The organism is uncultured Halovibrio sp., from assembly GCF_913056445.1.
In the GTDB taxonomy this organism is placed as follows: Bacteria; Pseudomonadota; Gammaproteobacteria; order Pseudomonadales; family Oleiphilaceae; genus Halospina; species Halospina utahensis_B.
This window is the reverse complement of sequence record NZ_CAJXMA010000013.1, coordinates 1-26,451: the sequence shown is the minus strand read 5'-3', so window position 1 is coordinate 26,451 and position 26,451 is coordinate 1. Positions and strand designations below refer to the sequence as shown.

24 protein-coding genes are annotated in these 26,451 nt (G+C 64.0%); 13 read left to right on the top strand and 11 right to left on the bottom strand.

The annotated features are described in order from the left end of the window. Positions 1 to 63 precede the first annotated feature (63 nt). Positions 64 to 738 (bottom strand): DNA repair protein RadC, encoded by a 675-nt coding sequence (radC, locus tag QZ501_RS04645; protein WP_151439848.1) that lies wholly within the window; start codon positions 736 to 738, stop codon positions 64 to 66. A gap of 115 nt (positions 739 to 853) precedes the next feature. Here radC and coaBC point away from each other — a divergent pair, with 115 nt between their 5' ends. The 4 genes from coaBC to argB all read left to right on the top strand — a co-directional run bounded on the left by coaBC (position 854) and on the right by argB (position 6,177). Further along, entirely contained in the window at positions 854 to 2,095 is a 1,242-nt protein-coding gene (gene coaBC, locus QZ501_RS04640) for a bifunctional phosphopantothenoylcysteine decarboxylase/phosphopantothenate--cysteine ligase CoaBC (protein ID WP_295717593.1), read from the top strand. Positions 2,096 to 2,123: 28 nt separating this feature from the next. Next, positions 2,124 to 2,585 (top strand): dUTP diphosphatase, encoded by a 462-nt coding sequence (gene dut, locus QZ501_RS04635; RefSeq protein WP_151439849.1) that lies wholly within the window; start codon positions 2,124 to 2,126, stop codon positions 2,583 to 2,585. Between the two features lie 68 nt (positions 2,586 to 2,653). Next, the gene (locus tag QZ501_RS15090) at positions 2,654 to 5,257 is read left to right on the top strand and encodes a phosphomannomutase/phosphoglucomutase (protein ID WP_363174555.1); all 2,604 of its coding nucleotides are present in this window, start codon (positions 2,654 to 2,656) and stop codon (positions 5,255 to 5,257) included. Positions 5,258 to 5,280: 23 nt separating this feature from the next. After that, positions 5,281 to 6,177, top strand: coding sequence for an acetylglutamate kinase (argB, locus tag QZ501_RS04625; RefSeq protein ID WP_151439851.1), 897 nt, complete (start codon positions 5,281 to 5,283; stop codon positions 6,175 to 6,177). On the opposite strand, the gene QZ501_RS04620 is transcribed toward argB, so the two are convergent. Beyond that, entirely contained in the window at positions 6,164 to 6,616 is a 453-nt protein-coding gene (locus QZ501_RS04620) for a PilZ domain-containing protein (RefSeq protein WP_151439852.1), read from the bottom strand. The two genes, argB and QZ501_RS04620, sit on opposite strands and share 14 nt — an antisense overlap. 181 nt (positions 6,617 to 6,797) lie before the next feature. Between QZ501_RS04620 and QZ501_RS04615 the strand changes: the two genes are divergently transcribed. From QZ501_RS04615 to QZ501_RS04595, 5 genes are all read left to right on the top strand, one after another. Then, complete coding sequence (locus QZ501_RS04615; protein WP_151439853.1) at positions 6,798 to 8,168, top strand: hypothetical protein; 1,371 nt, start codon at positions 6,798 to 6,800, stop codon at positions 8,166 to 8,168. A 1-nt stretch (position 8,169) separates the two neighbouring features. Next, positions 8,170 to 9,339, top strand: coding sequence for an acetylornithine deacetylase (argE, locus tag QZ501_RS04610; protein WP_295717588.1), 1,170 nt, complete (start codon positions 8,170 to 8,172; stop codon positions 9,337 to 9,339). Next, a complete protein-coding gene (gene argA / locus QZ501_RS04605; RefSeq protein ID WP_295717585.1) occupies positions 9,336 to 10,643 on the top strand; it encodes an amino-acid N-acetyltransferase in 1,308 nt (435 codons plus the stop codon). Before argE ends, argA begins: the two co-directional genes overlap by 4 nt. A 95-nt stretch (positions 10,644 to 10,738) precedes the next feature. After that, positions 10,739 to 13,564 (top strand): DUF1631 family protein, encoded by a 2,826-nt coding sequence (locus QZ501_RS04600; RefSeq protein WP_295717582.1) that lies wholly within the window; start codon positions 10,739 to 10,741, stop codon positions 13,562 to 13,564. Between the two features lie 81 nt (positions 13,565 to 13,645). Further along, on the top strand, positions 13,646 to 14,515 hold the full coding sequence (locus tag QZ501_RS04595; RefSeq protein ID WP_151439857.1) for a phosphoribulokinase: 870 nt from the start codon (positions 13,646 to 13,648) through the stop codon (positions 14,513 to 14,515). 9 nt (positions 14,516 to 14,524) lie between these two features. On the opposite strand, the gene QZ501_RS04590 is transcribed toward QZ501_RS04595, so the two are convergent. The 5 genes from QZ501_RS04590 to QZ501_RS04570 form a co-directional block, all read right to left on the bottom strand. Beyond that, complete coding sequence (locus QZ501_RS04590) at positions 14,525 to 15,505, bottom strand: alpha/beta fold hydrolase (RefSeq protein ID WP_295717579.1); 981 nt, start codon at positions 15,503 to 15,505, stop codon at positions 14,525 to 14,527. Then, positions 15,505 to 16,368 carry an SDR family NAD(P)-dependent oxidoreductase gene (locus QZ501_RS04585; RefSeq protein WP_160898991.1) on the bottom strand — a complete coding sequence of 288 codons (864 nt, stop codon included), beginning with the start codon at positions 16,366 to 16,368 and terminating at the stop codon, positions 15,505 to 15,507. Before QZ501_RS04585 ends, QZ501_RS04590 begins: the two co-directional genes overlap by 1 nt. Beyond that, positions 16,365 to 17,930: an NAD(P)/FAD-dependent oxidoreductase gene (locus tag QZ501_RS04580; protein WP_295717575.1), complete on the bottom strand. Its 1,566-nt coding sequence runs from the start codon at positions 17,928 to 17,930 to the stop codon at positions 16,365 to 16,367. The genes QZ501_RS04585 and QZ501_RS04580 overlap by 4 nt, the downstream gene beginning before the upstream one ends. 191 nt (positions 17,931 to 18,121) lie before the next feature. Then, the gene (gene speD / locus QZ501_RS04575; RefSeq protein WP_295717572.1) at positions 18,122 to 18,913 is read right to left on the bottom strand and encodes an adenosylmethionine decarboxylase; all 792 of its coding nucleotides are present in this window, start codon (positions 18,911 to 18,913) and stop codon (positions 18,122 to 18,124) included. 211 nt (positions 18,914 to 19,124) lie between these two features. Next, positions 19,125 to 19,544 carry an OsmC family protein gene (locus tag QZ501_RS04570; protein WP_160899091.1) on the bottom strand — a complete coding sequence of 140 codons (420 nt, stop codon included), beginning with the start codon at positions 19,542 to 19,544 and terminating at the stop codon, positions 19,125 to 19,127. A 305-nt stretch (positions 19,545 to 19,849) separates the two neighbouring features. Here QZ501_RS04570 and crp point away from each other — a divergent pair, with 305 nt between their 5' ends. Together crp and QZ501_RS04560 are read left to right on the top strand one after the other, a co-directional pair. Beyond that, positions 19,850 to 20,491: a cAMP-activated global transcriptional regulator CRP gene (gene crp, locus QZ501_RS04565; protein WP_095615851.1), complete on the top strand. Its 642-nt coding sequence runs from the start codon at positions 19,850 to 19,852 to the stop codon at positions 20,489 to 20,491. After that, positions 20,488 to 21,105: a glutathione S-transferase family protein gene (locus QZ501_RS04560; protein ID WP_295717569.1), complete on the top strand. Its 618-nt coding sequence runs from the start codon at positions 20,488 to 20,490 to the stop codon at positions 21,103 to 21,105. Before crp ends, QZ501_RS04560 begins: the two co-directional genes overlap by 4 nt. Positions 21,106 to 21,153: 48 nt before the next feature. Here QZ501_RS04560 and trpC read toward each other — a convergent pair whose 3' ends face one another. The 4 genes from trpC to trpE are packed head-to-tail and all read right to left on the bottom strand — an operon-like array spanning position 21,154 to position 25,104. Then, positions 21,154 to 21,969, bottom strand: coding sequence for an indole-3-glycerol phosphate synthase TrpC (trpC, locus tag QZ501_RS04555; RefSeq protein ID WP_295717567.1), 816 nt, complete (start codon positions 21,967 to 21,969; stop codon positions 21,154 to 21,156). Next, on the bottom strand, positions 21,966 to 23,006 hold the full coding sequence (gene trpD, locus QZ501_RS04550) for an anthranilate phosphoribosyltransferase (RefSeq protein WP_151439867.1): 1,041 nt from the start codon (positions 23,004 to 23,006) through the stop codon (positions 21,966 to 21,968). The genes trpC and trpD overlap by 4 nt, the downstream gene beginning before the upstream one ends. A gap of 6 nt (positions 23,007 to 23,012) precedes the next feature. After that, on the bottom strand, positions 23,013 to 23,606 hold the full coding sequence (locus tag QZ501_RS04545) for an aminodeoxychorismate/anthranilate synthase component II (RefSeq protein ID WP_160899000.1): 594 nt from the start codon (positions 23,604 to 23,606) through the stop codon (positions 23,013 to 23,015). Between the two features lie 16 nt (positions 23,607 to 23,622). Beyond that, positions 23,623 to 25,104 carry an anthranilate synthase component I gene (gene trpE / locus QZ501_RS04540; protein ID WP_151439869.1) on the bottom strand — a complete coding sequence of 494 codons (1,482 nt, stop codon included), beginning with the start codon at positions 25,102 to 25,104 and terminating at the stop codon, positions 23,623 to 23,625. A gap of 324 nt (positions 25,105 to 25,428) precedes the next feature. Between trpE and QZ501_RS04535 the strand changes: the two genes are divergently transcribed. Together QZ501_RS04535 and QZ501_RS04530 are read left to right on the top strand one after the other, a co-directional pair. Beyond that, positions 25,429 to 26,202, top strand: coding sequence for a siderophore ferric iron reductase (locus QZ501_RS04535; RefSeq protein WP_295717561.1), 774 nt, complete (start codon positions 25,429 to 25,431; stop codon positions 26,200 to 26,202). After that, on the top strand, positions 26,183 to 26,451 hold a 269-nt coding region (locus QZ501_RS04530), incomplete at its 3' end, for an ABC transporter ATP-binding protein (RefSeq protein ID WP_295717558.1). The genes QZ501_RS04535 and QZ501_RS04530, both read left to right, overlap by 20 nt.

The following is a 26,451-nucleotide window of genomic DNA, read 5'->3' as shown; positions in this document are numbered from 1 at the left end:
GACGCTCCCGGAAAAGGCCGGTTTTATACCAGAAAAGGCCGGTTGACGCAAAGATTTTCGTTCTCAGAGGTGGCCCGTTTCCGCCATCGAGGTGACCTCATTATGCCCCACAATCATGTGATCCAGAACCCGCACATCGATCAGGCCCAGCGCGGAACGCAGGCGTTCCGTGAGGTTCACGTCCGCACTGCTGGGCTCGGCCACGCCGGAGGGGTGATTGTGCGCCAGTATCACCGCGGCGGCGTTGGTCTCCAGTGCCCGCCGCACCACCTCCCGGGGGTAGACAGCCGCGCCGTCGATGGTGCCGTTGAACAGCTCCTCGTAGCGGATCACCCGGTGGCGGGTATCCAGGAACAGGCAGGCGAACACCTCATGGTGGCGGGTCACCAGTTTCGACTTCAGGTAGCTCCGGGTGGCGGCCGGTGAGGTGAGGGGCTCGCCGTTTGTGACGGGGGATTCCATGACCCGCTGGGCCATAGCCAGCGCGGCCTGCAGCTGGGCGAACTTGGCGGTGCCCAGGCCCGGCGTCTGGCAGAAGCGCTCCGCCGAGGCGCCGGTGAGCGCGCGCAGGCTGCCGAAATCGCTGATCAGCTCGCGGGCGAGGGTCATGACCGGGCGGCCGGCGCTGCCCGTGCGCAGGAAAATGGCCAGCAGTTCCGCATCCGTGAGGCTGTCCGGGCCCAGGTGCAGCAGCTTTTCCCGCGGGCGTTCGGTAACAGGGAGGTCTTTCAGTGACATGGCGGCTCCTTCGCTGATGGTTCCTGATCCTTCAGGGCACCGCCCTCCAGGCGGTCAGCCTTGAGTCTAGCGTCACCACTTCCCGCTGCCAATACCGCCTCGGGATCTGGTATCTTTGACGACAAAACAGCACCCAGAGGCGACAGTGGGCAAACGGATTCTTCTAGGCGTAACCGGTGGCATCGCCGCCTACAAGAGCGCAGAGCTGGTACGTGAGCTGCGCCGCCAGGGGCATGAGGTGCAGGTGGTGATGACCGGCGGCGCGCGAGCCTTCGTGCAGCCGCTCACCTTCCAGGCCCTGAGCGGCAACCCGGTGCGCGAGAACCTGCTGGATCCGGATGCGGAAGCCGGCATGGGCCACATCGAGCTGGCGAAGTGGGCGGAGCTGGTGCTGGTGGCGCCCGCCTCGGCGGACATCATGGCGAAACTGGCCTGCGGGTTGGCGGATGATCTGCTCACGACCGTCTGCCTCGCTACTGAGGCCCAGATCGCGCTGGCTCCGGCCATGAACCAGGCGATGTGGCGCAATGCCCGTACCCAGCGCAACCGGAGCCTGCTTGCGGCGGATCCCCAGTTCCGGCTCTGGGGCCCGGAAGCCGGGGATCAGGCCTGTGGCGACACCGGACCGGGGCGGATGCTGGAGCCGGCGGTGCTGGTGCAGGAGGTGGCTGCCCTGCAGGAGCAGCCGCTGGCGGGGCTGAGGGTTGTGATTACCGCCGGCCCCACGCGCGAGGCGCTGGATCCGGTCCGCTATATCTCCAACCACAGTTCCGGCCGCATGGGCTTTGCCCTGGCGGAGGCAGCTGCTCAACAGGGGGCGGACGTGACCCTGGTTGCCGGCCCGGTTGAGCAGTCCACGCCGATGGGCGTCACGCGTCTCGATGTGACCTCCGCACAGGAAATGAAGACGGCGGTGGATCAGACGGTTGCGGCCGGCACGGACTGGTTCATCGCCACGGCCGCTGTGGCGGATTACCGGCCTGTGGCGGTGGCCGACCAGAAGATGAAGAAAGAGGCTGGTACCGGTTCTCCTGTGATCGAACTGGCAGAGAGTCCGGATATCCTGGCCGGCGTGGCGGCGCTCACCGAACAGCGGCCGCTGACCATCGGCTTTGCCGCCGAGACCCGCAACGTGGCCGAGTACGCCCGCGACAAGCTCACCCGCAAGGGGCTGGACCTGATCGTGGCCAATGACGTCGCCACGCCCGGGCTCGGCTTCAACAGTGACAGCAATGCGGTTGAGGTGTTCTGGGCGGATGGCAGCGAGCGGTTCGAGGCACGCCCGAAACGCGAACTGGCCCGGGACCTGATCCGCCTTTTCCAGTCACACCAGAGCAACCGCTTACCCCAATCCTAACGAGCCTAACGAGGAGCACCTGCCTGCCATGGCGAACCAATCCATAGAAGTCCGGATCCTTGATGAGCGCCTGGGCGACAGCATCCCCATGCCCGACTATGCCACGGAGGGATCCGCCGGCCTGGATCTGCGGGCCTGCCTTCAGACACCGCTGACGCTGGAGCCGGGTCAGACCGAGCTGCTGCCCACTGGCATGGCCGTGCACATTGCCGACCCGGGCCTGGCGGGCATGATCCTGCCGCGCTCGGGCCTGGGGCACAAGCACGGCATTGTGCTGGGGAATCTGGTCGGTCTGATCGACTCGGACTATCAGGGTGAGCTCATGGTCTCCTGCTGGAACCGCGGCCATACCACCTTCACCATCGATCCCGGTGACCGTATCGCACAGTTTGTGGTGGTGCCCGTGGTCCAGGCCGATTTCCAGGTGGTTGAGACATTCAGTGCTTCCGAACGTGGCGAGGGTGGTTTCGGTTCCACCGGTGGCCAGTAGTAGGATGCAATCATCGGGCAGGCATCTATACTGGCCTCCAGAGCCCTCCCAGACCCAAGGATGACACCATGAAATTCCGACTCAGAAAGGCCGCTTCAGGGCCGGAATCCGAATCAGCCGATGCCCGTTCATTTTCCCTCTCCCGGGTACCAGTGTTGCAGTCGCTGGTGGCCATGGCCGGGCTGGCCCTTGCAGGGGTTCTGATCAGCTTCTTCCTGGTCGCGCCGGCTGAGCAGAAAGTCCAGCAGAGCAATACCCGGGAGCAGGCGGATGTGCTCAAGGCGCGCTTTGATCAGCATCTGACTTACCTTCACGACGTGGTTGCCTCCTTTGCGGCCCAGGAATCCATCCGGACTGCCACCAGTGGCAGTGATGACCGGGAGGACGCCGCACGGATCCTCCAGGACACCCTGCCCGCTGCGGAAGCCGTTTTCCTGTTTGAACCCGGCGATGTCAGCCAGCCCGAGGACCGCAGCTGGGAGCTGGGCTTCGCCAGTATCGATCTGGCACGCCAGGCCGAGCGTGAAGGCGATACGCGGATGGATGCCTTCCAGCGGGACGACCGCTGGTTTGTGCAGATCGCGGCGCCGGTTGGCGGCACCGGTGGTGGCAGCCTGTTGGTGATCTTTGATGATTCGGTGATGGATCCGGTGCTCTCGGCGGCCGGTGTTCTGGAGGGCCGTGTGGTACTGAGTCAGCGGGTGGACGGGCGTGATGTGCCGGTCTTTGCCCGCGGCAGCGGCCAGGGCGAAGGCGTGGCCCGGGATCTCTCTGTCAGTGGCTGGTCGGTGCGCTATGTGCCCACTTCCGGGGCACCACAACTGGTCGCGCCTGTGGCGCTCTGGGGCGTTTTGGCTGTCGTGGCGGTGGTCATCCTGGCGGGCATATGGCTGGTGTTCGGTCAGCTCCAGAAGCAGCTCCGGCAGGATGTGTCCGGCCTTAGCCAGTGGGCCCAGAAAGCGTTTGCGGGTGAGCGGGCGAAGCCGCCGGAGCTGCGTATCCCTGCCGCGCGGGCTCTGGCCGAGACCCTGCAGCGGCTGGCACGGGAGCGCCCCTCAGCATCCGCCAGCACGGGTGGTGCCGGCGCCAGGAAGGCCGCACCGGGCGACGCGGCAACGGCGCCCTCAACAGCCCCGGCGGCCGAGACCGCAGGGGAATCCGATAGTGACAGTGAGCCTCTGTTCGGGGATGATGCGCTCGACATTGACATGCTCGACGGTGACGAGGACGTGCTCGGACTCGGAGGCAGTGACAGCAGCGGAGGCAGCATGGGTCTTGAAGAAAGTGCGGCGGTAACAGTGGATGTTCCGGATTCCATCTTCCGGGCCTATGACATCCGGGGTGTGGTGGGCGACAGCCTGACCCCGGAGATTGTTGAGACCATCGGTCGCGCCATCGGCAGCGAGGCCCTGAGCCGCCAGCAGCAGAGCATCTGCGTGGGCTACGATGGGCGCCACTCCAGCCCGGATCTGGCTGAAGCGCTGACGCGAGGCATTCTGGCAACGGGCGTGGATGTGATCAGTATCGGCCGGGTGCCGACACCGGTTCTGTATTTCGCCACCCACTACCTGGAGACCGGCTCCGGTGTGATGATCACCGGCAGTCATAACCCGCCGGAGTATAATGGCCTCAAGATGATGCTCGGGGGGGATACCCTGGCGGGGGATGCCATCCAGGCCCTGCTGAGCCGGATCCGCAACCATCAGCTGGAGGAGGGTCAGGGGCAGCGCAGTGAGCGGGATGTACGCAAGGCCTACCTTGATACCATCGTTGGCGACATTGCCGTGGCCGCGCCGCTGCGGGTGGTTGTTGATGCCGGCAACGGTGTGGCCGGCGAACTCGGCCCTGAGCTGATCCGCGAGCTCGGCTGCGAGGTGACGCCGCTGTACTGTGACGTGGATGGTGATTTCCCCAACCATCATCCGGATCCGGGAAAACCGGAGAATCTCGAGTCCCTGATCCAGACCGTGAAGAAGGAAGGCGCGGACCTGGGTATTGCCTTCGATGGGGATGGTGACCGTTTGGGTGTGGTCACCAACAGCGGCAAGATCATCTGGCCGGACCGCCTCCTGATGCTGTTCGCGCGGGATGTGGTTTCGCGCAACCCGGGTGCTGACATCATCTATGACGTCAAATGCTCTCGCCGTCTGGCCAGTGTGGTGAACGAGTACGGTGGTCGTCCGGTCATGTGGAAGACTGGCCACTCCTGGATCAAGGGCAAGATGAGGGAGATGGGTGCGCTGCTGGCAGGTGAGATGAGCGGGCATATCTTCTTCCGCGAACGCTGGTACGGGTTTGATGATGGCCTCTACGCTGCCGCCCGCCTTCTGGAGATCCTTGGGATCGAGGACCGTGAGGCGGACGCCATTTTCGAGGAATTCCCCGAGGATGAAAGCACCCCCGAGATCAACCTGGCGGTTGCCGATGACGACAAGTTCGCACTGATCGAGCGCCTTGCCAGCGGCGGTGATTTCGGCGAGGCGAGTATTACCGACATTGACGGCTTGCGTGTGGACTACCCGGATGGCTGGGGGCTGTGCCGTGCCTCCAACACCACACCCAACCTGGTGCTGCGTTTCGAAGCGCAGAACGTTGAGGCACTGGAGCGCATCAAGGGTGTGTTCCGGGAGCAGCTTGGCAGGGCGGAGCCGTCACTGAAGATTCCGTTCTGAGCATTCAGGAGACAGAGTATTCCATGACCATGGATCGTGACACAGCCATGCAGGTGGCCTCGGTACTCAGCAAGGGCCTGCCCTACATCCAGCGCTTCACCGGCAGGACCATCGTCATCAAGTATGGTGGCAATGCCATGGAGAACGAAGAGCTCAAGAACAGCTTCGCGCGGGACATCGTCCTGATGAAGCTGGTGGGCATGAATCCCATCATCGTCCACGGCGGTGGTCCCCAGATCGGGGAGCTGCTGGAGCGTCTGGAGATCCATTCCGAGTTCATCAACGGCATGCGCGTGACCGACAGCGAGACCATGGATGTGGTCGAAATGGTGCTGGGGGGCCGGGTGAACAAGGAGATCGTGTCACTGATGAACCAGCACGGTGGGCGTGCGATCGGCCTGACCGGCAAGGACGCCAGCCTGATCCGGGCACGGCAGCTGGAAGTCCGGGACCCCTCCCCGGAGGTCACCCGCTCGGAGATCGTCGACATCGGGCATGTGGGCGAGGTGGTGTCCGTGAACACCGAGGTCATCAACATGCTCACCGCCAGTGACGTGATTCCGGTGATCGCGCCCATTGGCGTGGGTGATGACGGCAAGGCCTACAACATCAACGCCGACTCCGTGGCCGGTCACGTGGCCGAGGCGCTGCAGGCGGAGAAGCTCATTCTCCTGACTAATGTGGCAGGGCTTCAGGACAGAGAGGGCAATGTGCTGACCGGGCTCACCGCCGAACGGGTGGACGAGCTGATCGCGGACGGCACCATCCAGGGCGGTATGCTTCCCAAGATCCAGTGTGCGCTGGATGCCGTCAAAGGCGGGGTGACCTCCGCCCACATCATCGATGGGCGTGTGGCGCACGCCACGCTGCTGGAGATCTTCACGGACGAGGGCGTCGGCACCCTGATCACGCGGACCTGAAGGTTCCCTTCTCCAGTGGGGCGAAGTAGGGGGCGTACTGCTGGATCCATTCCGCGGCGGCTTCGTCCAGGGTCAGGTAACGCGCGTTATGGACCACCTGATCCAGGCGGTACTGCTGGATATGGCAGGCCTGCTCCACCAGCCGCATCCGGTAGGCGTCCGCGCTGTCCTCGAATGCGACACCCACCTCATAGTGATCACCACAGGCTTCGCACCAGGCGACATGGCCATCCATGCTGGCGGCGGGTGTGCAGCAGCTGATGGTAATGCGTATCGGCGTGCCCCCGCGCCATGGCTGCTTTGAGGAGAACGCAACCCCACCGAGGCTGAGGTTGCGCAGCTCCTCAAGGTAGTGCTCGCCTTCACGTGGCTTCACGTCAATCGGCATGTCGATGGGATGCCGGATGAAAGTCCGGCCCGGGTGTTGGTGCGCGTTCATGGCGCCTCCTGATCATCGGTGACAGTTATCATCTGTCTCCTGCCCCTACTATAGTGAATTCCATAATTTTTGCCTCAGCAGAGGGCCGGTTTGTGCGACGGTTGCCGCATTATCGCCAATTGATCAGGTACGATACGATGATCAGCACGTTCTGCCACGCCATGACCCCGGATGGTCGACCATGAAACGAATCTTCGGCGCCCTTGTGATTCTGCTGTTCCTGGCCGCAGGCGCCTGGTACACGACGCTCTGGTACGGTGCACGGACAGCCGCTTCGGAACTGGAGGATGCTGTCAGCCCCTGGGGCAATCTCCACTGGGACGCGGTCCGCCCAACCTGGGATGGCCGCGTGACGCTCCAGGGAGTGCGGTGGCACTGGTTCGACATCACCCGGCCGGTACGCGTCAAACAGGTGACTCTGGAAACACCCGGGATGCTGGCACTGCCGGCCTGGCTTCTGGGGGGCGAGCAGCCTTCCCGGTGGCAGTTGCGTGTGGATGACATGGAGCTGGTGGTCGAGCCGGACCTTTTCCGGCCCTGGGCCCGCAGTCGTCGGGCGCTTTCGCTGAAGCACCACCCCCTGCACTTCCACGGCTGCGGTGAGCAGCCGGCGCTGACGCCCGCGGATCTGCTGCGCATGGGTGTGGACCGGATCAGCGGTGACATCGAGCTCCAGGACACGGGGAATGGTTCCGGCGAATACCGCTACCGGGCGGAAATGGATGCCGGTCGTCTTGGAAGTCTTTCCCTGCTCTGGCAGGCGGACGACCTCAAGGTGCCGGTGGTCTCGGGCGGGAGTGGTGTCCCAGCCTTCCCGCGGAAGGCGGAACTGGTCGTCCGGGATGCCGGGCTGATGCGGCGCCTGTCCTCCTTCTGTGCGGCAGCGGAGGATGAACCGGTCGGGGAATGGGTCAGCCGCGCCTCGAGTCACTGGAACCAGGCCATGACCGGTCAGGGCCTGGCGCCAACCGAGGCCACTACCGAACTCTACCGGCAATGGCTCCTTGAGGGAGGCGAGCTGGCTTTCACCTGGGCGCTGGCTGGCGAGGGCTGGCCCGGGAACGGAGTCTCGGCGGCGCAGTGGCGTGAGACAACGGGGCTGCAGGTTGTCCATAACGGCCGCGAGCTGGACGACATCGGGTTCAGCCTGAGTGAACCCAGCGACCCGCCGGAGGAGACGGAGCGCGCCCCATTGGTGCAGATGGATGAGCCCGCCCCGGAGCCGGCCTTCCGCGAGTCCGATACGGAGCGAGCCGGTGCCTGGATCGACCGCCGTGTACGCCTCAGGCTGAGCTCGGGTCGGAAGGTGGAAGGGCAGCTCGTGGCCCTGGAGGAGGAGCAGCTGCATATACGGCGGACCCTGGAGGGCGGCTCCGTGGTGGCGCCCTTCCCGGTAACAGACGTCGAGCGGTTTGAGGTGTGGCGGCGTGCCGATGACATGGGCCGGCCGATATCCGATGGCGACAGCGGACCGGGGCTGGAGGACTTCCTGAACCCGGATCTCGGGAAGATGCAGCCGATTCCGTCGGCATCCGACTCACGGGAGAACTGATATGCAGCGGCCGATTCCGGATATCCGGGGAATGCTTGGCGAGTTGGTTGCCATGCCCTCGATCAGCAGTGTGAGCCCGGAGTGGGACCGCAGCAATGAAGCGGTGATCACCCGCCTGGCCCAGTGGCTGGGGGAGCTGGATTTCCGGGTGGAGACCATGCCCGTACCGGGAGCGCCGGGCAAGTTCAACCTGATCGCCACACGAGGTGAAGGGCCGGGCGGACTGGTGCTCTCCGGCCATACGGACACTGTGCCCTTCGATGACCAGCGGTGGCAGAGTGATCCCTTCGCGCTTACCGAGCGTGATGACCGCTGGTATGGCCTCGGTACCTGCGACATGAAGGGCTTCTTCGCCCTGGCGCTGGAGGCGGCCTGGCGCACGCGCGGGCAGGACCTGGCGGAACCGCTGGTGATCCTGGCCACGGCGGACGAGGAGAGTGCCATGGGCGGGGCCCGGGCACTGATTGAAGCCGGTCGCCCGAAGGCACGGCATGCGGTGATCGGCGAGCCCACGGAACTGCGGCCGGTGCGCATGCACAAGGGCATCATGATGGAACGGCTCGTGTTCCGGGGGCAGTCCGGCCACTCCTCCAACCCCGCGCTGGGGCGCAATGCCCTGGAAGGGATGAATGAGGCACTCACGCGCATTCTGGCGTACCGGGATGAGCTGCAGAGGAATCATCGCCATCCCGGATTCCGGGTGGACTACCCGACCCTGAATCCCGGCCATATCCATGGTGGCGACAACCCCAACCGTATCTGTGCGGAATGCGAGCTTCACTTTGACCTGCGCCCGCTGCCGGGGATGGATCCCCAGGCGCTCCGTCGGGGCATCCTGGAGCGGGTGGGGCCGGTGGCAGAGCAGCGGGGCCTCAGCTGCACGTTTGAACCCCTGTTTGACGGGGTCCCTCCGTTTGAGGAACTGGAAACCGCCCGGCTGGTGGGGATCTGTGAGCGGCTCACAGGGCATGCGGCGGAAGGCGTCGCCTTCGCCACCGAAGCGCCCTTTCTGCAGCAGCTGGGCATGGAGACCCTGGTGCTGGGGCCGGGCTCCATTGACCAGGCCCACCAGCCGGATGAATTCCTGGCCCTCTCCCAGATCGAGCCCATGGTGACTATACTGACCGGCTTGATCGAACAATGCTGCGCCAAGGGAGGAGATCCGGGGTGAGTGACCAAGACTGGCTGTACTGGTTCCGCCATTCCGCGCCGTACATCAATGCCCATCGCGGCCGGGTGGTTGTCATCACCCTGGGCGGTGACGCGCTGGCGCATCCGAACCTGACCACCATCATCCATGACATCGCCCTGCTGGCGAGTCTGGGGGTGCGGCTGGTGGTAGCTTTCGGGGCGCGGCCGCAGATCCGCGAGCGCCTGGATGAGGCGGGTGAGACCTCCGGTTACCAGGGGCGGCTGCGGGTGACCACGGAAACCCAGCTGCCGCTGGTACTTGAGGCGGTTGGCCGGGTTCGGGCGCTGCTGGAAAGCCACCTTTCCATGGGAGTGGCCAATTCGCCCATGCATGGGGCCCAGATCCGGGTGGCCAGCGGCAACTGGCTGACTGCCCGTCCCATCGGCGTGATCGGGGGTGTGGATCACGGCTACACCGGGCGGGTACGCCGGGTGGACGCCACCAGTATCCGTGAGCAGCTGTCGCTGGGGCAGGTGGTCCTGCTGCCCCCGCTGGGCTACTCCGCCACCGGTGATGCCTTCAATCTCTCCCACGAGGAGGTGGCCGGGGAAGCCGCGGCGGCACTGGAGGCGGATAAGCTCATCCTGTTCAGTGGTCGCAGTGGCATCCCGGATGCGAGCGGTGAGCTCATGCGGGAAATCAGCGTTGCCCGTGCCCGGGAGCTGCTCAGCGAAGGCCATCTGGGCGAGGACGACGCGGCCGGGCTCGATGCCGCGGCTAATGCCTGCGACCGCAATGTCCGCCGTGCGCACATCATCAGCTATGGGCGTGAAGGCGCACTGCTGGAGGAACTGTTCACCCTTGATGGTCTCGGTACCCTGGTGACCGACGACGACTACGAGCACATCCGCTTCGCAACGCCGGAGGACATCAGTGGCATCCAGGAACTGATTCAGCCGCTGGAGGCCAGGGGCATTCTCGTCAGCCGCCCCCGGGATCTGATCGAGACCGAGGTTGACCGTTTCCTGGTGGACGAGCGCGACGGCCGGGTGGTTGGCTGCGCTGCCCTCTACCCCTATCCATCCAGTGCCATGATGGAGCTGGCGTGCTTTGCCGTGAGCCCGGACTACCAGGGGGGAGGACGCGGCGACCGTCTGCTTGCCATGGCCGAACGCCACGCTCGGGCGGAAGGGCTGGGCGAGCTGTTCGTGCTGACCACGCAGACCTCACACTGGTTTGCGGAGCGCGGCTTTGAACTGGTTGGCGCGGATGCCTTGCCACCGGAAAAACGCCGAGACTATGACACAGGTCGCAATTCCCGGATTTTCGTGAAGCAACTCTGACCTGCGGATTACCGCGATACGGAAACCCGTAATGGTCTCTCCATGTGGTATCACCGTAGGCTGCTGCCGTTATCGGAAATGCAGGGAACAACCTCATGGAAAGGGGAAACGCAGGACTGCTCAGCCGTAACGCTGATCGACGCGATACGCGCCGGCACAATATCCGCCTCGCTGTAAGGGCCGTGACGCCCCAGGGGCTCTCCTGGCTCTGTCAGGTGACCGATTTCTCCTCGGAAGCGGTTTCGATACGCTACCCCGCCTCGCGCGAACCTGCGGTCCGGAGCTGGCTGGAGTCAGGGGGGGACTGTATCCGACTCCAGTTCCATCACGGGACTCTGGACCGCTGGCAGACGATTCGTGGGTACGTGGTCCGTTCGGGGCCCGGGTTCCTGGTAATCCACTTCGCCGACGATGCCCTTCAGGGTTTCGAGATGTTGCTGGCCCAGTCCGGGCTTGCTCCCTCCAGGCCCCATCAGGCTCCGGGTGTGGTCCCAAGCCGGGCCCCGTCCGCCAGCGCCCGTGGGCGCCAGGCGGAGGCGGCAGTCCGGCAGGCTGCGATCCCACCGGTACCCTCGTTGATTGAGCCTGAAGCCATGCGCCAGGAGCCTCTGGGCGGGGTTGCGATGCATGAGGCCATTGCCCGTCTTTACGGGGACAGCGAGTCAGGCTCCGGCGTCTTTCCGGGAGAGCTGGTTCCGGACCTCATCCGGACAATGGGCGAGAGCCCCCGTATGACCGGGCGCGGCCGGACGCTGCTCGACTGGCTGACGCCGGTGGTCGAACGGAATCTGGCGAGGAACCCCGAGGCATTGGCTCTCAAGGACCACCCCCTGCGGAAGCTGCTCAACCGGATCGGCGACCTCGAAACCGCGGATTATGAGAGTCCGGGCCCCTGGCCTGATGCGTTGCTCCGAACGCTGCGTTCTCCGGAGGGGGCCGATGAGGAGGCCCTGGCCGAGGCGGCCGGGATTCTCAGCGCGGAGCTCCAGCAGCGCGATGACGCGCACCAGCGCAATCTGCGCCGGGTGACCAAGGCGGTGGCGGGCAGCGAGCGCCTGCGGGAAGCAGAGGCAGCCACCGACAGTGCGCTGGATGCCCGTCTTCTGGGAGGGCCGATTCCTCTGTCGGTATTGCGGTTTGTCGAGAATGACTGGCGCAACCGTCTGGTGCTTCTGCATCTCCATGAAGGGGAGTCCAGTACCCTATGGCGGAAGGCGCTGGCGCTACTGGATGCTTTGCTGGCGTATCATCGGCATCCGGGTGAGTGCAGCGGCCACGATGTCAGTGCGCAGCTTGAGGCCATCTGTGGTGTTCAGGGCGACTGTGATTCAGCTCGTGCCATGCTCAACGCCTGTCTACGGGAAGCGGGCGTTCAGCAGTTGGTACGTCTGAGCGAGGGGTTTGCGCAGGATGCGGACGAGTCAGCGGATGATGAGTGGCTGAAGCTGTGGCGTCCCGGGCTCGAAGGAATGCCTCTCGGCAGCTGGTTCATGGACGGACACCATGGGCAGCCGCCGGTGCGCCTGGCCTGGACCAATGCCCGGCGCCGCCGGTTTGTGCTGGTAACGCCCTCGGGGCGCAAACAGTATGACCTCAGTCTGGTTGAGCTTGCCCATCAGGTGGCTGAGGGCGCGCTTATCCCGGTCAAACGCCAGGAGCAGTCTCTCGTGGAAGAGGCGTTGGGGCGGCTTCTGGAACAGCTCTATGAACGCCGGATCTATGAGCATACGCTGAATCCCGAGACCGGACTCGCGGATCGTGAGACCTTCCTGGGATGGCTGGAGCGTGTCCTGCACGCCGCGCCATTGGACCGTGAGCAGGCACTGGTGGTGCTGTCATGGGATCGCAGTGCTGATGCGGCAGCCCTGGCGGGGGAAGTGCGTCGGGAGCTCGGGAAGGGCGGTATGGTCGGGCAGGTTGGCGCGCGCCGGATGGCGTTCCGGTGCCAGCGGGCGAACCTTGAGTCCTGGTTGGTCCTGCTGATGCAGCGTTGCAATGCACTGGTCGCGGATGGCGGCAATCACGTCTGCGCTGGCGTGGCCGTGGGTGATCCAGCCATCGTGACGGCTTCCCGCTGGTACCACCTGGCGGAGGAAGCCGCCAGGACGGCGCCGTTCGAGTACCCGCCCGCCTTCCGTTTTGCCAGTGTCCCCGCCGAACGCAGCCGCTATATACGCCGCCTGGTGGATCGGCTGGCGGGCAATGGTCGGCTGCGGCAGGAGGAACTCATGCTTCAGGCCCAACGGATCATCCCACTTCACGGGGCAACCCGTATGGCAGCGCAGTATGAGCTGCTGATGACCCTTCCGGATGAGCATGGCAACCTGATGATGGCGCGGGAGCTGATTCCCCTGGCGGAGCGCTTCGCCGGTGCCCGGAATCTGGATGAGTGGCTGATGCAGGCGGTACTGGACTGCCTGTCACGCCCGATGCAGACGCTGCCGGAAGCCGATCCGGGCATCTGTATCCCGGTGCTGGGCTACACGCTCACGGAGCCCGGGCTGGTGCGATTCATCCACGAGGTTTTCCGGATCCAGCCCTGCCCCGTGCACCGCCTCTGGTTCTGCATCTCGGACGCGGACGCTCTCGCGGACCCGGATACCGTGGCGCTGTTCATGCGCGAGGTGCGGGAGCTGGGCTGTCGCATCTGTCTGGATGCGGATGAAACCGATGCTGGGCTGGCATACCTGGTCAGGCGGCTGCCTGTGGATCTGATTCGTGTGCGTGCCAGATCCCAGGAGGAGAATGAAGTTGGCCGGGAGCCCAGGCTTAGGGCGGTGGTGACGGCGGCCCACCAGCTGGGAGCGGAAGTGGTTGTTTCCGGGGTCAGCCGTTCGCAACGGATTGAGCGGCTGCGCGAGCTCGGTGTGGACTATGCTCAGGGCAGTGCCATCGCCCGGCCACGGCTGCTGCATCATTGAGGCTTGCCAGTCGACGGTCCCCCATGCACCATAGCGGATTCCCGAAACAGGGACCCCCAGTGCAGAGCGGGCCATTCGATCATGTCCAGCCAGTACCCGATCATCGCGGTCACCGGATCCTCCGGTGCCGGCACCACCACTACCGGGCGTGCCTTCAGAAAGCTGTTTGTCAGTGAGGGCCTGCATGCGGCCACCGTCAGCGGGGACAGCTTTCACCGCTATACCCGGGAGGAGATGGCGCTGGTTGCCGAGCGCGGCGACTATGGTGACTTCAACCACTTCAGTCTTGAAGCCAACCACATCGATAAGCTGGAAGCCCTGTTCCAGGATTTTGCCAGTACCGGCACCGGGCAGTACCGGGAATACGTGCACGATGACGACCGCGAGCTGATCGCCGAGGGTCATGAACCGGGCAGTTTCACGCCCTGGCAGAACCTGCCGGCGGATTGCGACCTGCTGTTCTATGAGGGGCTGCACGGCGGCGTGCAGACGGAGCAGCACGACGTGGCCGGCCATGTGGATCTCCTGATCGGGGTGGTGCCCATCGTCAATCTTGAATGGATCCAGAAGATTCACCGGGATACCCACCACAGGGGCTACAGCCAGGATGAGGTGGTGGAGACGATCATCAACCGCATGGACGACTACGTCCAGGACATCGTGCCGCAGTTCTCCAATACCCACATCAATTTCCAGCGTGTTCCCACGGTGGACACCTCGAACCCCTTCGTGGTGCGGGAGGTGCCGTCCGCGGATGAGAGCATGATCGTGGTCCACTTCCGCCACTACGCGGATGTGGATTTCCAGCGTCTGCTGCAGATGATTCCGGGGAGCTTCATGTCACGCCAGGACACGATCGTGATTCCGGGGCCCAAGCTGCCCCTCGCCATCGATCTGATCCTCAGGCCACGGATACTGGAGTTGATGGAACACAAGCGCTACGCCTGGTAGCGCCCGTGTTCAGCCGTGGTCGCGCAGAAAGCGGCGGACCAGCCGGCCTGTCTGTACTGGCGCTTCCAGCATCGGAAGGTGGCCGATACCCCGAAGCACCGTCACTTCCGCATTGGGCAGCAGTGCGCCGTAGTGGTGGGCGCAGGAAACGTCCAGGACCTGGTCCCGTTCGCCCCAGATCACCTGTGCCGGCGCCTGGACCCGCTCCAGAAGCTCCGGGATGCGCTCGTGGGGCTGCATCATGTCCATGAACAGGTGCTGGTTGACCGGGCGCCGGTGGCGCATTTCCGGCCCCATCGCCAGGGGCATGACACGGCTGAAGACCCCGCGCCCCCGCCAGGTGGCATAGCGGAAGAGAGTGCGGGTTTCGTCCGCGTTACCGGGGATCAGCGGGTTCCGTCCCTCGATGAGCTGGCTTTCCATGGGGCTGTGGCGGGCACTGCCCATTCCAGCGGCATTCATCAGGACCAGGCCGGCGACGTGTTCGGGGTGGTTCGCGGCCAGGGTGGCACTGACAGCACCGCCCATGGAGGAGCCGATCCAGAACGCCGGGGGCAGGGTCAGGTGCCTGGCCCATTCCGCCATGCGCCGGGCCTGGACCTCGTAGGTGTAGCGGGCGTCCGCGCGGTAGTCGCTCTGGCCGAACCCGGGCAGATCCGGCAGGTAGAGCGTCATACTGCGGCGTCGGATGGCCGGAATCAGGCTGGCCCAGTTCTCCTTGCTGGCGCCGAAACCATGGAGCAGAACCACCGGCGTTCCGTGCCCCGAGCCGATGCGCCAATGCTGGATGCGGTGTCCGTCGATCTCGATGCTTTCCGCCTGGATGCCGGGAATCCAGCCACTGATGGCCTGAAGCTTCTGCCAGGCGCTGGTCGCTGGTTGCCAGCGATCCAGCGTTGCACGGTCCGGCTGGGCCGAGGGTGCCTTCAGGTAGGAGTCGCTTACCTTCTGGAGGGAGTCCAGTATCGCATTGAAGGTGGTCGCTTCCATCAGCTTCTCCGTGCTGCGCTCTGGCGTTGGCGGTTGAGCTTCAGCGCACCGGTCACGAGGCCCTGGTAGCCGGCGGGCAGCAGTCGCTGCATCCAGTCCGCGGCATGCGCCTCTGTGCCGATCAGTAGCCTGCGGCGGTCACGCTTTACAGCCTTCAGTATAGCCTGTGCAGCGTCATCCGCAGTGGTACGGAACAGCTTCTCGAAGTTGGCTGTCAGGGCGCCCGTCTCCTCACCCATAAGCTCGGACATGCTCTCGTCCATGCGTGCGGTGCGGGCGATGTTGGTCTTGATGCCGCCAGGATGCACGCAGGTGGCGGAAACGCTGCCGCCTTCCATGTCGAGTTCCTGGCGGAGGGATTCAGTGAATCCGCGCACCGCGAATTTGGTGGCGTTGTAGCTGCTCATTCCGGGCTGGGCGAAGAGACCGAAGATGCTGGAGATGTTGACCACATGGCCGCCGCCGGGGGCTTCCTTCAGGTAGGGCAGGAAGGTTTTGGTGCCATAGAGCACGCCCTTGAAGTTGATGTCCAGGATCCAGTTGTAGTCCGTGTAGCTGGACTCGGCCACGGAGCCCGCGTGGGCCACGCCGGCGTTGTTGAAGATCAGGTTGACCTGGCCGTGGTCGCGGACCACGTTTTTGGCCCAGTCTTCCACCTCGCGGCGTCTGGCCACATTGACCGTGGCGCTGGTCACGTTGACGCCCCGGTTTTCACACAGGCGGGCGGTTTCAGCCAGGCCCTCCGCGTCCACATCACTCAGTGCGAGGTGACAGCCCTCGGCTGCCAGTGCGCAGGCCAGGGCCCGGCCAATGCCGGACCCTGCGCCGGTAACGGCGGCTACCTTGCCGGAAAAGGACTTCATGCGGGCTGTTCCTCCAGGTTGGCTTTGGTTGATGATACCTGGTCGTGGAATCCGGTGCCGGCCTGCTCCCCGGCAGTACCGGCGTGGTAGGCGGCGGCGTCGAACTGGCGTGTCTGGCGGCTGAAGCGGAAGGTGAAGTCCGGCCACAGGGCCACGTTCTTGCCCGTCTCCGGATGGATATACCAGCTGGTGCAGCCCCCATCATTCCAGATGGAGCCATCCAGGCGGCCCTGTAGCCGCTGGTTGTACTGCCTCTGCGTCCTGTGCTTAACATCGACCCAGTCGATGTCCTTCTCTTCCATGGTGCGGATGGCATCCATCACGTACTGGATCTGGGATTCGATCATGTAGACCATGGAGTTGTGCCCCAGGCCGGTGTTCGGGCCCATGACCATGAACAGGTTGGGGAAGCCGGAGATGGCGGCGCCCTTGTAGGCCTCCGGGCCGTCCTGCCACAACTCGTTCAGGTCCTGCCCATTACGGCCCTTGATCAGTCCCTTCGGGACCGGGTCCGTGGACTTGAAGCCAGTGCCGTAGATGAGCACGTCGATTTCACGGTGCTGGCCATCCGTCGTCACGATGCCCGTCTCCGTGATCTCCTGGATACCGTCGGTCACCACGTCGACGTTGGGCTGGTCCAGCGCCGGGTAATAGTTGTTGGACATCAGGACCCGCTTGCAGCCGAACTCGTAATCCGGGGTGACCTTGCGCTGCAGCTCCGGGTCGCTGATCTGGCGGCGGATATGGGATTTCGCCATATGCCGGGCTGCCTTGAGCAGCTTCGGGTTGATGAGCATGGGCACGACCCGGCTCTCCAGCATCCAGTACAGCGCCTTGCGCTCCAGTTGCTGGACCATTGGCAGGCGCCGGAAGATACCGCGTTCCTTCTCGCTGATCTCACGGTCCGGCTTGGGCATGATCCAGGGGGCGGAGCGCTGGAACAGGTAGAGCTGCCCGGCTTCCTTCTGCACTTCGGGCACGAACTGGATGGCCGAGGCGCCGGTACCGATCACGGCTACGCGCTTGCCGGTCAGGTCGTAGTCGTGGTCCCAGTCCTGGGAATGGAAAGCCTTGCCCTGGAAGCGGTCCGTACCCGGGATGTCGGGATAGGCCGGAATCGAAAGGGCGCCCATGCCGGAGACGAGGACGCTGGCGGTGAAATCACGCCCGTGGTTGTCCTTCAGCTGCCAGAGGGCCCTGGACTCATCCCATTTTGCCTCGGTCAACGGCGTGTTCAGGTGGATATGAGGGCGGATCCGGTACTTGTCGGCGCAGTGCTCCAGGTACTGGCGGATCTCCTCCTGGGGCGCGAACATCCGCGTCCACTCCGGATTGGGCTCGAAGGAATAGGAGTAGACGTGGGACTGCACGTCGCAGGCGCATCCGGGGTAGTGGTTCTGCCGCCAGGTGCCGCCGATGCCGTCATCCTTCTCGAAGATCCGGAAGCTGTGGCGGCCCTCCCCCTTGAGCCGGATGGCCATACCCAGCCCGGAGAAGCCGGAGCCGATGATGGCCACCTGGGTGTGTCGGGTCGCGATGGTGCCATGTTGTTGTTGGGCCATGGGCCTTCTCCCTGCTTGCCTGTATACATCTGTCTACCAACGTAGACGAATGTATACTTCGGTGTAAAGACTTTCAGTGAAGAAAGTGACATTCAGCAATGTAACGGTATGCAGGGGCGTGCCCATTGGCACCCGGGACCGGGTGTGGAGTCAGCAGGGATAACGGGTGTGGGGAGGAGGGTCCCCGGTGCTCAGGGCAGGTTGCGGGAGTAGAAGATCTCCAGCATTTCTTTCTGAAGACGCTGGAGGATATCGTCGGCTTCTTCCTTGTCCAGGTCGGCTGCGTTTACCCCGAAGACGTAGTTGTCGAGGTTGAACTCGCGCAGGATCATCTTGGTGTGGAAAAGGTTATCCTGGTACACGTTCACGTCCATCATCTGGTACGCGGCGCGGGTGTCCTCTGTGAGGTAATCCTGGATGGAGCTCATCTCGTGGTCGCTGTAGTGCTTCTTGCCGTTGACGTCCCGGGTGAAGCCGCGCACGCGGTAGTCCACGGTGACGATGTCGGAGTCGAAGCTGTGGATCAGGTAGTTCAGCGCCTTCAGCGGTGAGATGAGGCCGCAGGTGGAGACGTCGATGTCCGCCCGGAAGGTGCTGATGCCCTCGTAGGGGTGGCTTTCCGGGTAGGTGTGGACGGTGACGTGGCTCTTGTCGAGGTGACCCACCAGGGTTTCCGGCAGCGGGCCGGGGGAGGCTTCGCTGATGTTGCCTTCCGGGGCTTCCTCGTGCTCGGCGATAAGCATGGTGACGCTGGCGCCATGGGGGTCGTAGTCCTGGTGCGCGATGTTGAGGATGTTGGCGCCGATGATCTTCACCACGTCGGTGAGGATCTGGGTCAAGCGTTCGGCGTTGTACATCTCGTCGATGTACTCGATGTAGGCCTTGCGCTGCTCTTCGGTGCGCGCGTAGCAGATATCGTAGATATTGAAGCTGAGGGACTTGGTCAGGTTGTTGAAGCCGTGAAGTTCCAGTTTGGGTTCCATCGGCATGCCCCTCCACTCTCTTGCACACGGTGCCGGTAAAGCCGCGTATTATGCCTGCGTCGCTCTGGGCTGAACACCATTGGTTTGCTCAGGGATTTCCCCGACTGAATCGGAAGTTGTCACAAGGCATTTAATTGGCTGCCACCGCCTTTGCTGCTCAGACCGCCTTGATGACCGGGACCTTGTTTCTCGCTCCTTGCTCGTTGCCCCCTTACCCCTCATACATGGTGTAATCATGCGTGATCTCAACCCCGGCTTTTTCCAGCATGATCGAGGCGGAGCAGTACTGCTCGGCCGAAAGCTGAATGGCGCGGGCGACGCGTTTCTCGTTCAGATCCTGTCCGGTCACGTGGAAGTGGATATGGATCTTCGTGAAAACGGAGGGAACCGTATCCGCGCGCTCGGCGGTGACTTCAGCGCGGCAGTCGGTGACGTTCTGGCGGGATTTCTGGAGGATGCTCATGACGTCGAAGGAGGTGCAGCCGCCGAGGCCGACGAGCATCATTTCCATGGGGCGTGCGCCCTGGTTCTCGCCGCCGTGGTCGGGCGGGCCGTCCAGCTGGATGTCGTGGCCGGAGCCGGTGGTGGCGCGGAAGCTGGCGGCGCCGGTCCAGTTAATCGTGGTGTTCATGGCCATAACAGCGGCGATCTCCCAAAACGTTGGATGGAGGTTTGGTCTGGCGGTGTTATACGGGAAGCTCGGTCGCCAGGGATGGCGACCGCGCAGCGTCCAGGGATGGATTCATAGCGATTCCCGGATAACACCGCCAGACCGCGCCTCCCTGCAGGAAAGGAGCAGGCTACCACAGCCTTAAATCTTGAGGGTATCGCACCGGACGACGAACCCCTTGTGCTGTTCTATACTGGGTGCTATCAAAAGGAGATGCCCCGCCGGGGCCAGAACGGAAACGTCCATAACAGAATCAGGATGCCATCATGACCAGTATTGCCAGACCCGTCGACAACAAGACCAAGCACCTGGACTACTTCCTGTCCCAGTGCCACCGGCGGCGTTACCCGGCAAAGAGCACCATCATCTACGCCGGCGATAAGAGCGACTCACTGTTCTACATCGTCAAGGGCTCTGTCACCGTCATCATCGAGGACGACGACGGCCGCGAGATGATCATGGCCTACCTCAACGCCGGCGACTTCTTCGGCGAAATGGGCCTGTTCGACAACATGGACTCGCGCAGCGCCTGGGTGAAGGCCAAGACCGAGTGTGAGGTTGCCGAGATCAGCTACACCAAGTTCCGCGAGATCTCCCAGGAAGACCCGAAGGTCCTGTACTTCATCGGCGAACAGATGGCGTCGCGCCTGCGCCAGACCACCCGCAAGGTTGGCGATCTGGCCTTCCTCGACGTGACCGGCCGGGTCGCGCGCACGCTGCTCGACCTGTGCGAGGAGCCGGATGCCATGACGCACCCGGACGGCATGCAGATCAAGATCACCCGCCAGGAAATCGGCCGCATCGTGGGCTGCTCCCGCGAGATGGTGGGCCGCGTCCTGAAAACACTCGAAGACCAGGGCCTGGTACAGGTCTCCGGTAAAACCATGGTTGTTTACGGAACCCGATGATGAAAATCTACGAAATGAAAAAGGCGCCCAATCCGAGGCGTGTGCGTATGTTCATGGCCGAGAAGGGCATTCTCGACCAGGCGGAATTTGTTGAGATGGATCTTCAGCAGGGCGAGAACCTTACGCCCGAATTCGCACAGAAGAATCCCATGAAGAAGGTGCCGGTGCTGGAGCTCGATGACGGCACCTGTATCTCAGAGACCATGGCCATCTGCCGCTACTTCGAGGAGCTGCACCCGCAGCCGCCGCTGCTGGGCAAGGATGCGCTGGACAGGGCAAAAGTGGAGCAGTGGCTGCGCTGGCTTGAGCTCTATTTCTTCATGCCCACCGGCATGTGCTTCCAGCATACGAGTGGCGTATTCAAGGACCGGATGACACCGTTCCCGGAATGGGGCGAGGAATGCCGCAAGGGAGTGGAGAAATTCATGCACTTCCTGAACAAGCACCTGGAAGGGCGTGAGTTCATCGTGGGCGATCACTTCACGGCGGCGGACATCAGTGCCCTGTGCACCGTCGACTTCAACAAGGTCAACAAGATCGGTATCCAGCCGGATCAGACGAACCTGCAGGCCTGGTACGACCGCATTTCCCAGCGGGCGTCCGCAGCGGTGTAATGCTGGCGGCGGGCTTTCGGCGTGGCTCCCAGGTGGTGATGTTTGCGGTCACCGCGGGGCGGAGGTGAAAAACAGCTCGCCCAGCCGGTAGCCGGGGCTCCCCGCCCGCATGAAGGATTCGCCCACCAGGAAGGCGTGGATGCCGCGTTCGCGCATGGCGTCCACGTCTTTACGGGTGTGGATGCCGCTTTCCGTAATGGTAAGGCGCCCGTCGGGTACGCGCTGGTGGAGGGTCCGGGTGGTGTCCAGGGAGACTTCGAAGGTGTGGAGGTCCCGGTTGTTGATGCCGAGCAGCGGGCTGTCCACTTGCAGTGCCTGGTCGAGCTCCGCCTCATTATGGACCTCCACGAGAACATCCATACCCAGTTCCCGGGCGGTCCCGGCCAGCGCCTGCATCTGGTTGACGGACAGGCAGGCGGCGATCAGCAGGATGCAATCGGCGCCCGCAATGCGGCTCTCGTGGATCTGGTATTCATCCACCATGAAGTCCTTGCGCAGGACGGGCAGGGTGCAGGCTTCACGGGCGGCCAACAGGTCGGCTTCACCGCCCTGGAAGAAGTCCCTGTCGGTCAGGACGGAGAGGCAGGCTGCGCCGTGGGCCTCGTAGTCGCGGGCGATGGCGGCGGGGTCATAGGGGTCGCGAAGCACACCGGCACTGGGCGAGGCCCGCTTGATCTCGGCGATCACCGCTGGATCACCGGCATCGATCCGCCGTTGCAGTGCGGCGGCAAAACCACGCGTGGCGGGCTGTTCCCGCGCTTCGCTCCGGCAGTCCTCGAAAGACAACCGCCGCTGGCGCTCGGCCACTTCCTCATGCTTGCGGGCGACGATGCGTTTGAGAACCGTGGGCGTACCGTCGTTCATTCCGCCTGCTCCATTCGTTGGCTGAGTTCGGCCAGCTGCTCCATGCGTTCCAGGGCACTGCCGTTTTCCATGGCGGCCAGGGCCCTGCGAGCGCCTTCGGTCAGTGATTCCGCCAGGTCGCCGGCATAGAGTGCGGCTCCGGCATTGAGCGCGATCATGTCCCGGGCGACGGCGGCGCGCTCACCCGGACTCGGACTCAGGGCCTCCCGGATCAGGGCCAGGGACTCGGCGGCGTCGGCCACCTGGAGGTCAAAGATCGGCTGGGCCCTGATGCCCATGTCTTCCGGGCGGATATGGTATTCGCTGATCTCACCGTCTTTCAGTTCCGCGACCCGGGTCCGGCTGGCCAAGCTGATCTCGTCCAGCCCGTCCTCGGAGTGGACAATCAGGATATGCTCGCTGCCGAGCCGGCGCAGGACTTCCGCCATGGGCACACAGAGGTCGCCGTTGAACACACCGATCACCTGGTGCTTTACGCCCGCCGGGTTGGTCATGGGCCCGAGGATGTTGAACAGGGTGCGGATGCCCAGCTCCCTGCGGGGCCCCACGGCGTGCTTCATGGCCGTGTGGTGGTTGGGGGCGAACATGAAGCCCACGCCCAGCTCGTGCACGCAGCGGGTGATCTGCTCCGGCGTCATGTTCAGTCGCAGCCCGGCCTGGTCGAGCAGGTCTGAGCTGCCGCTGCGCGAGGAAACCGAGCGGTTGCCGTGCTTGGCCACGTTGCCACCGGCCGCGGCGATAACGAAGGTAGCCGCAGTAGAGACGTTGAACAGGTTGGCCCCGTCACCGCCGGTACCGACGATGTCCACCACATTGGGCACATCCAGCGTGACGCCGGTGGCCAGCTCCCGCATGACTTCCACGGCGCCGGTGATCTCGTCGATGGCCTCGCCCTTCATGCGCAGGCCGATCAGGAAGCCACCGATCTGAGCGTCCGTGGCCTCGCCCTGCATGATGGTGCGCATCACAGCCTTCATGTTCTCGGTGCTCAGGTCCTGTCGCTCGGCGACTTTGGCGATGGCGGTCTGGATGTCCATGGTGGTCTACCCCCGGTTCGTCATGTTCAGAAAGTTCTGCAACAGCTCATGGCCGTGGCGCGTCATGATCGACTCCGGGTGGAACTGCACACCCTCGATGGTCAGGGTACGGTGCCTCAGGCCCATCACCTCCTCCATGGAGCCGTCCTCATTCTCGGTCCAGGCCGTGATCTCGAGTTCGCTGTCGGGCCAGTGATCCTTGTCCACCACCAGCGAGTGGTAGCGTGTGGCCTCGAACGGATTCTCCAGCCCGGCGAAAACGCCCTCGCCCCGGTGATGGATCATCGAGGTCTTGCCGTGCATGACCTGGCCGGCACGGATCACCTTGCCGCCGAAGACCTGGCCGATGCACTGGTGACCCAGGCACACGCCCAGAAGCGGGATGCGACCGGCAAAGCGGCGCACCACCTCCAGCGAGATGCCGGCCTCGTCCGGTGAACAGGGGCCCGGCGAGATCACGATCCGCTCGGGGGCCATGGCCTCGATCTCGTCGAGGCTGATGGTGTCGTTGCGGTGGACCTCCACATCGGCGCCCAGTTCGCCCAGATACTGGACCACGTTGTAGGTGAAGGAGTCGTAGTTATCGATCATCAACAGCATGCGGGTCTCCCTCGCCTCAGTGGTCGAAGTCGGTCAGGGCCATGTCGGCGGCCCGGAAGATGGCGCGACCCTTGTTCTGGGTCTCCTTCCATTCAAGGCGCGGCACGGAATCCGCCACCACACCGGCACCCGCCTGGATATGCAGGGTCTCATCCCTGATGACCGCGGTACGGATGGCGATGGCCGTGTCCATGTTGCCGCTCCAGGAGAGGTAGCCCACGGCGCCGCCGTAGACACCGCGCTTGACCGGTTCGAGCTCGTCCAGGATCTCCATGGCGCGGATCTTGGGGGCGCCGCTGAGCGTGCCCGCCGGCAGTGTGGCGCGCAGCACGTCCATGCAGGAGAGGCCCTCGCGCAGCTTGCCGGTGACGTTGGAGACGATGTGCATGACGTGGGAGTAGCGCTCGACCGTCATGGTGTCCGTGAGCGTCACCGAGCCGGTTTCGGTCACACGGCCGATATCGTTGCGACCCAGGTCGATCAGCATCAGGTGTTCGGCGCGTTCCTTGGGGTCGGCCAGCAACTCCCGTTCCAGCGCCTCGTCTTCTTCGCGGCTGGCGCCGCGCTTGCGGGTGCCGGCGATGGGGCGCACCGTCACTTCCTCATCCTCGACTCGAGCCAGGATCTCCGGCGAGGAGCCCACGATGTGGAAGTCCTTCAGGTTGAGGAAGTACATGTAGGGCGAGGGATTGAGGCAGCGCAGAGCACGGTACAGATTCAGCGGTGGGGCTTCGAAGGCCACGGACATGCGTCGTGAGAGTACGGTCTGCATGACGTCGCCGGCCAACACGTATTCCCGGATCTTCTCCACCGCCGCTTCGAAGTCGGTCTGGGTGAAGTCCGAGTGGAAGTCACGCTCCTCGATGCGATTGCCGGTGGCCTCGGAAACCGGGCTGGTGACACGGGTTTCGCGCAACCGTTTTTCCAGTTCATCCAGCCGCTGAACGGCCGCTTCATAGCTTCCGGCGCTTGCCGGGCTGGCCTGGACGATCAGGTGGAGCTTGCCGCGCAGGTTATCGAACACCACCACTTCGTCGGAAACCATCAGCAGGACATCCGGTGTGCCCAGCTCGTCCGGCGGTACGCTGTCCCGCAGCCGGGGCTCGATGAAGCGCACCGTGTCATAGCCGAAGTAACCCACCAGGCCGCCGTTGAAGCGCGGCATGTCCGGCAGGTCCGGGGAGTGGTAACGGGCCTGGAAGGCCTCGATGTAGGCCAGCGGATCCTCGGCGGTGAGCGAGTCGATTACGCCATCGTCGGATTCGTGCACGATCTCATGGCCGTTCACCCGTACCCGTTCGCGGGCTGGCAGGCCGATGATGGAATAACGGCCCCACTTCTCGCCGCCCTGGACGGATTCCAGCAGGTAGGAGTAGGGGCCGTCGGCCAGCTTGAGATAGGTGCTCAGTGGGGTGTCGAGATCCGCATACACTTCCCGGTGAACGGGAATGCGGTTATAGCCTTCACCGGCATAGGCGTCGAACTGTTCGGGCGTCATGGGTCTTTCCTGAAACAAGCATGGGCGTTGTGGAATCGTGGCTTCGGCCACGGGCGCTCAGTGGTGACGCTTCACCATCGCCAGCGCGGGTTCGCCCAGCGTGCGGGGTGCACGATCAGAGTTGCTTCTTTCAGTCCGGCGGTCACGGCCGCTCTCCCGATGGTTGGAATAACGGTCTCAGGTTAGCGAAGAGGGTCCTGGGAAGCAACCGTCGTCATCAGTGCTCCCCAAATGATACGGATTCGTATTTGCGCTATTTCCCCCGGGACTGCACAATGGCACGGAGTTTTGTCCACCCGGTCTCCGGACCCGCGAGTGCGGTTTATGCAGGCATCGGATCATTGTGAACAATCGGCTTTCCTTGCGCTTGCGGCTCGGGTTCACCCGGGGCTCAACGGCGCAGCGGCGCCGTCTGCGGAACCGGGCCTCGAGCACGGTGCTGACAATGCCCGGGTGATCGACGCGATTCACAGTGTCTGGGCGGACGCCTATCCAGAAGCCGGGGAGCCGTATTCCTCGGTGCGAACCTGGACGCTTCTGATGTGGCAGCCCGTGTTCCTCTCGGTCCTGGGCGTGCATGGCCATGGCGTCGTGGTCCCGGTTGATCGGCTGTGGCAGAGAGTGGAAGAGGGCATCGTCGCGGGTTTCAGGCTTCAGGAACACTGGCCTGTCGCGCCGGCTGTGGAGGAGGAGCTCATCAGGGACGCCACGGCAAGGCTGCTCAGGGTTCGGGATGCGCTTCTCGAGGATCTGAGGCGTGTTGCCCGGATCAAGCCACTGACGGCCAACCGCCTGATGGCGGATATTCTGTTACTTGCCCTGCAGCGCCTGGCGATGGTCGAAACCGGATTCAGCAACGAGCGCCTTCAGTCACTGGGCGAGGCATGGCTGGCGGCAGCCGGATTGCGCCATCAGAGCCGGTATCTGCCCCTGCAGCTCCAGAACGGACGGGAAGTGCTGGGGCTGGAGCGCCGCGCCTGCTGCATGCATTACCGGCGGGATGACGGCTGTTACTGCTCGTCCTGCCCCAAGCTGGCGCATTCGGAGCGGGAGCGGCGCCAACTGGAGGAGTTGAGTCATGAAGCTGTCGCTGTCTGATATCCGGGTTCACCGTGACGGGCGAACGATACTCGGCCTGGAGGAACTGACCCTGCGTGACGGCGAGTTCACCGCCATCCTCGGTCACAATGGGTCTGGCAAGTCCACCCTGATGCAGCTTATGGCGCGGCAGATGAGACCGGACGAAGGCGAGATCCGGCTGGACGGGGAACCATTGGCGCGCTATGGCCAGCGGGATCTTGCCCGGCGCCTGGCCTTCCTGCCCCAGCAGCTCCCGGAAGTGGCGGG

Bases quoted from the DNA above. Each gene is read 5' to 3' on its own strand.
- radC (WP_151439848.1), bottom strand. From the start codon at position 738: ATGTCACTGAAAGACCTCCCTGTTACCGAACGCCCGCGGGAAAAGCTG.
- dut (WP_151439849.1), top strand. From the start codon at position 2,124: ATGGCGAACCAATCCATAGAAGTCCGGATCCTTGATGAGCGCCTGGGC.
- QZ501_RS15090 (WP_363174555.1), top strand. From the start codon at position 2,654: ATGAAATTCCGACTCAGAAAGGCCGCTTCAGGGCCGGAATCCGAATCA.
- argB (WP_151439851.1), top strand. From the start codon at position 5,281: ATGACCATGGATCGTGACACAGCCATGCAGGTGGCCTCGGTACTCAGC.
- QZ501_RS04620 (WP_151439852.1), bottom strand. From the start codon at position 6,616: ATGAACGCGCACCAACACCCGGGCCGGACTTTCATCCGGCATCCCATC.
- QZ501_RS04615 (WP_151439853.1), top strand. From the start codon at position 6,798: ATGAAACGAATCTTCGGCGCCCTTGTGATTCTGCTGTTCCTGGCCGCA.
- argE (WP_295717588.1), top strand. From the start codon at position 8,170: ATGCAGCGGCCGATTCCGGATATCCGGGGAATGCTTGGCGAGTTGGTT.
- QZ501_RS04600 (WP_295717582.1), top strand. From the start codon at position 10,739: ATGGAAAGGGGAAACGCAGGACTGCTCAGCCGTAACGCTGATCGACGC.
- QZ501_RS04595 (WP_151439857.1), top strand. From the start codon at position 13,646: ATGTCCAGCCAGTACCCGATCATCGCGGTCACCGGATCCTCCGGTGCC.
- QZ501_RS04590 (WP_295717579.1), bottom strand. From the start codon at position 15,505: ATGGAAGCGACCACCTTCAATGCGATACTGGACTCCCTCCAGAAGGTA.
- QZ501_RS04585 (WP_160898991.1), bottom strand. From the start codon at position 16,368: ATGAAGTCCTTTTCCGGCAAGGTAGCCGCCGTTACCGGCGCAGGGTCC.
- QZ501_RS04580 (WP_295717575.1), bottom strand. From the start codon at position 17,930: ATGGCCCAACAACAACATGGCACCATCGCGACCCGACACACCCAGGTG.
- speD (WP_295717572.1), bottom strand. From the start codon at position 18,913: ATGGAACCCAAACTGGAACTTCACGGCTTCAACAACCTGACCAAGTCC.
- QZ501_RS04570 (WP_160899091.1), bottom strand. From the start codon at position 19,544: ATGAACACCACGATTAACTGGACCGGCGCCGCCAGCTTCCGCGCCACC.
- crp (WP_095615851.1), top strand. From the start codon at position 19,850: ATGACCAGTATTGCCAGACCCGTCGACAACAAGACCAAGCACCTGGAC.
- QZ501_RS04560 (WP_295717569.1), top strand. From the start codon at position 20,488: ATGATGAAAATCTACGAAATGAAAAAGGCGCCCAATCCGAGGCGTGTG.
- trpC (WP_295717567.1), bottom strand. From the start codon at position 21,969: ATGAACGACGGTACGCCCACGGTTCTCAAACGCATCGTCGCCCGCAAG.
- trpD (WP_151439867.1), bottom strand. From the start codon at position 23,006: ATGGACATCCAGACCGCCATCGCCAAAGTCGCCGAGCGACAGGACCTG.
- QZ501_RS04545 (WP_160899000.1), bottom strand. From the start codon at position 23,606: ATGCTGTTGATGATCGATAACTACGACTCCTTCACCTACAACGTGGTC.
- trpE (WP_151439869.1), bottom strand. From the start codon at position 25,104: ATGACGCCCGAACAGTTCGACGCCTATGCCGGTGAAGGCTATAACCGC.
- QZ501_RS04535 (WP_295717561.1), top strand. From the start codon at position 25,429: ATGCAGGCATCGGATCATTGTGAACAATCGGCTTTCCTTGCGCTTGCG.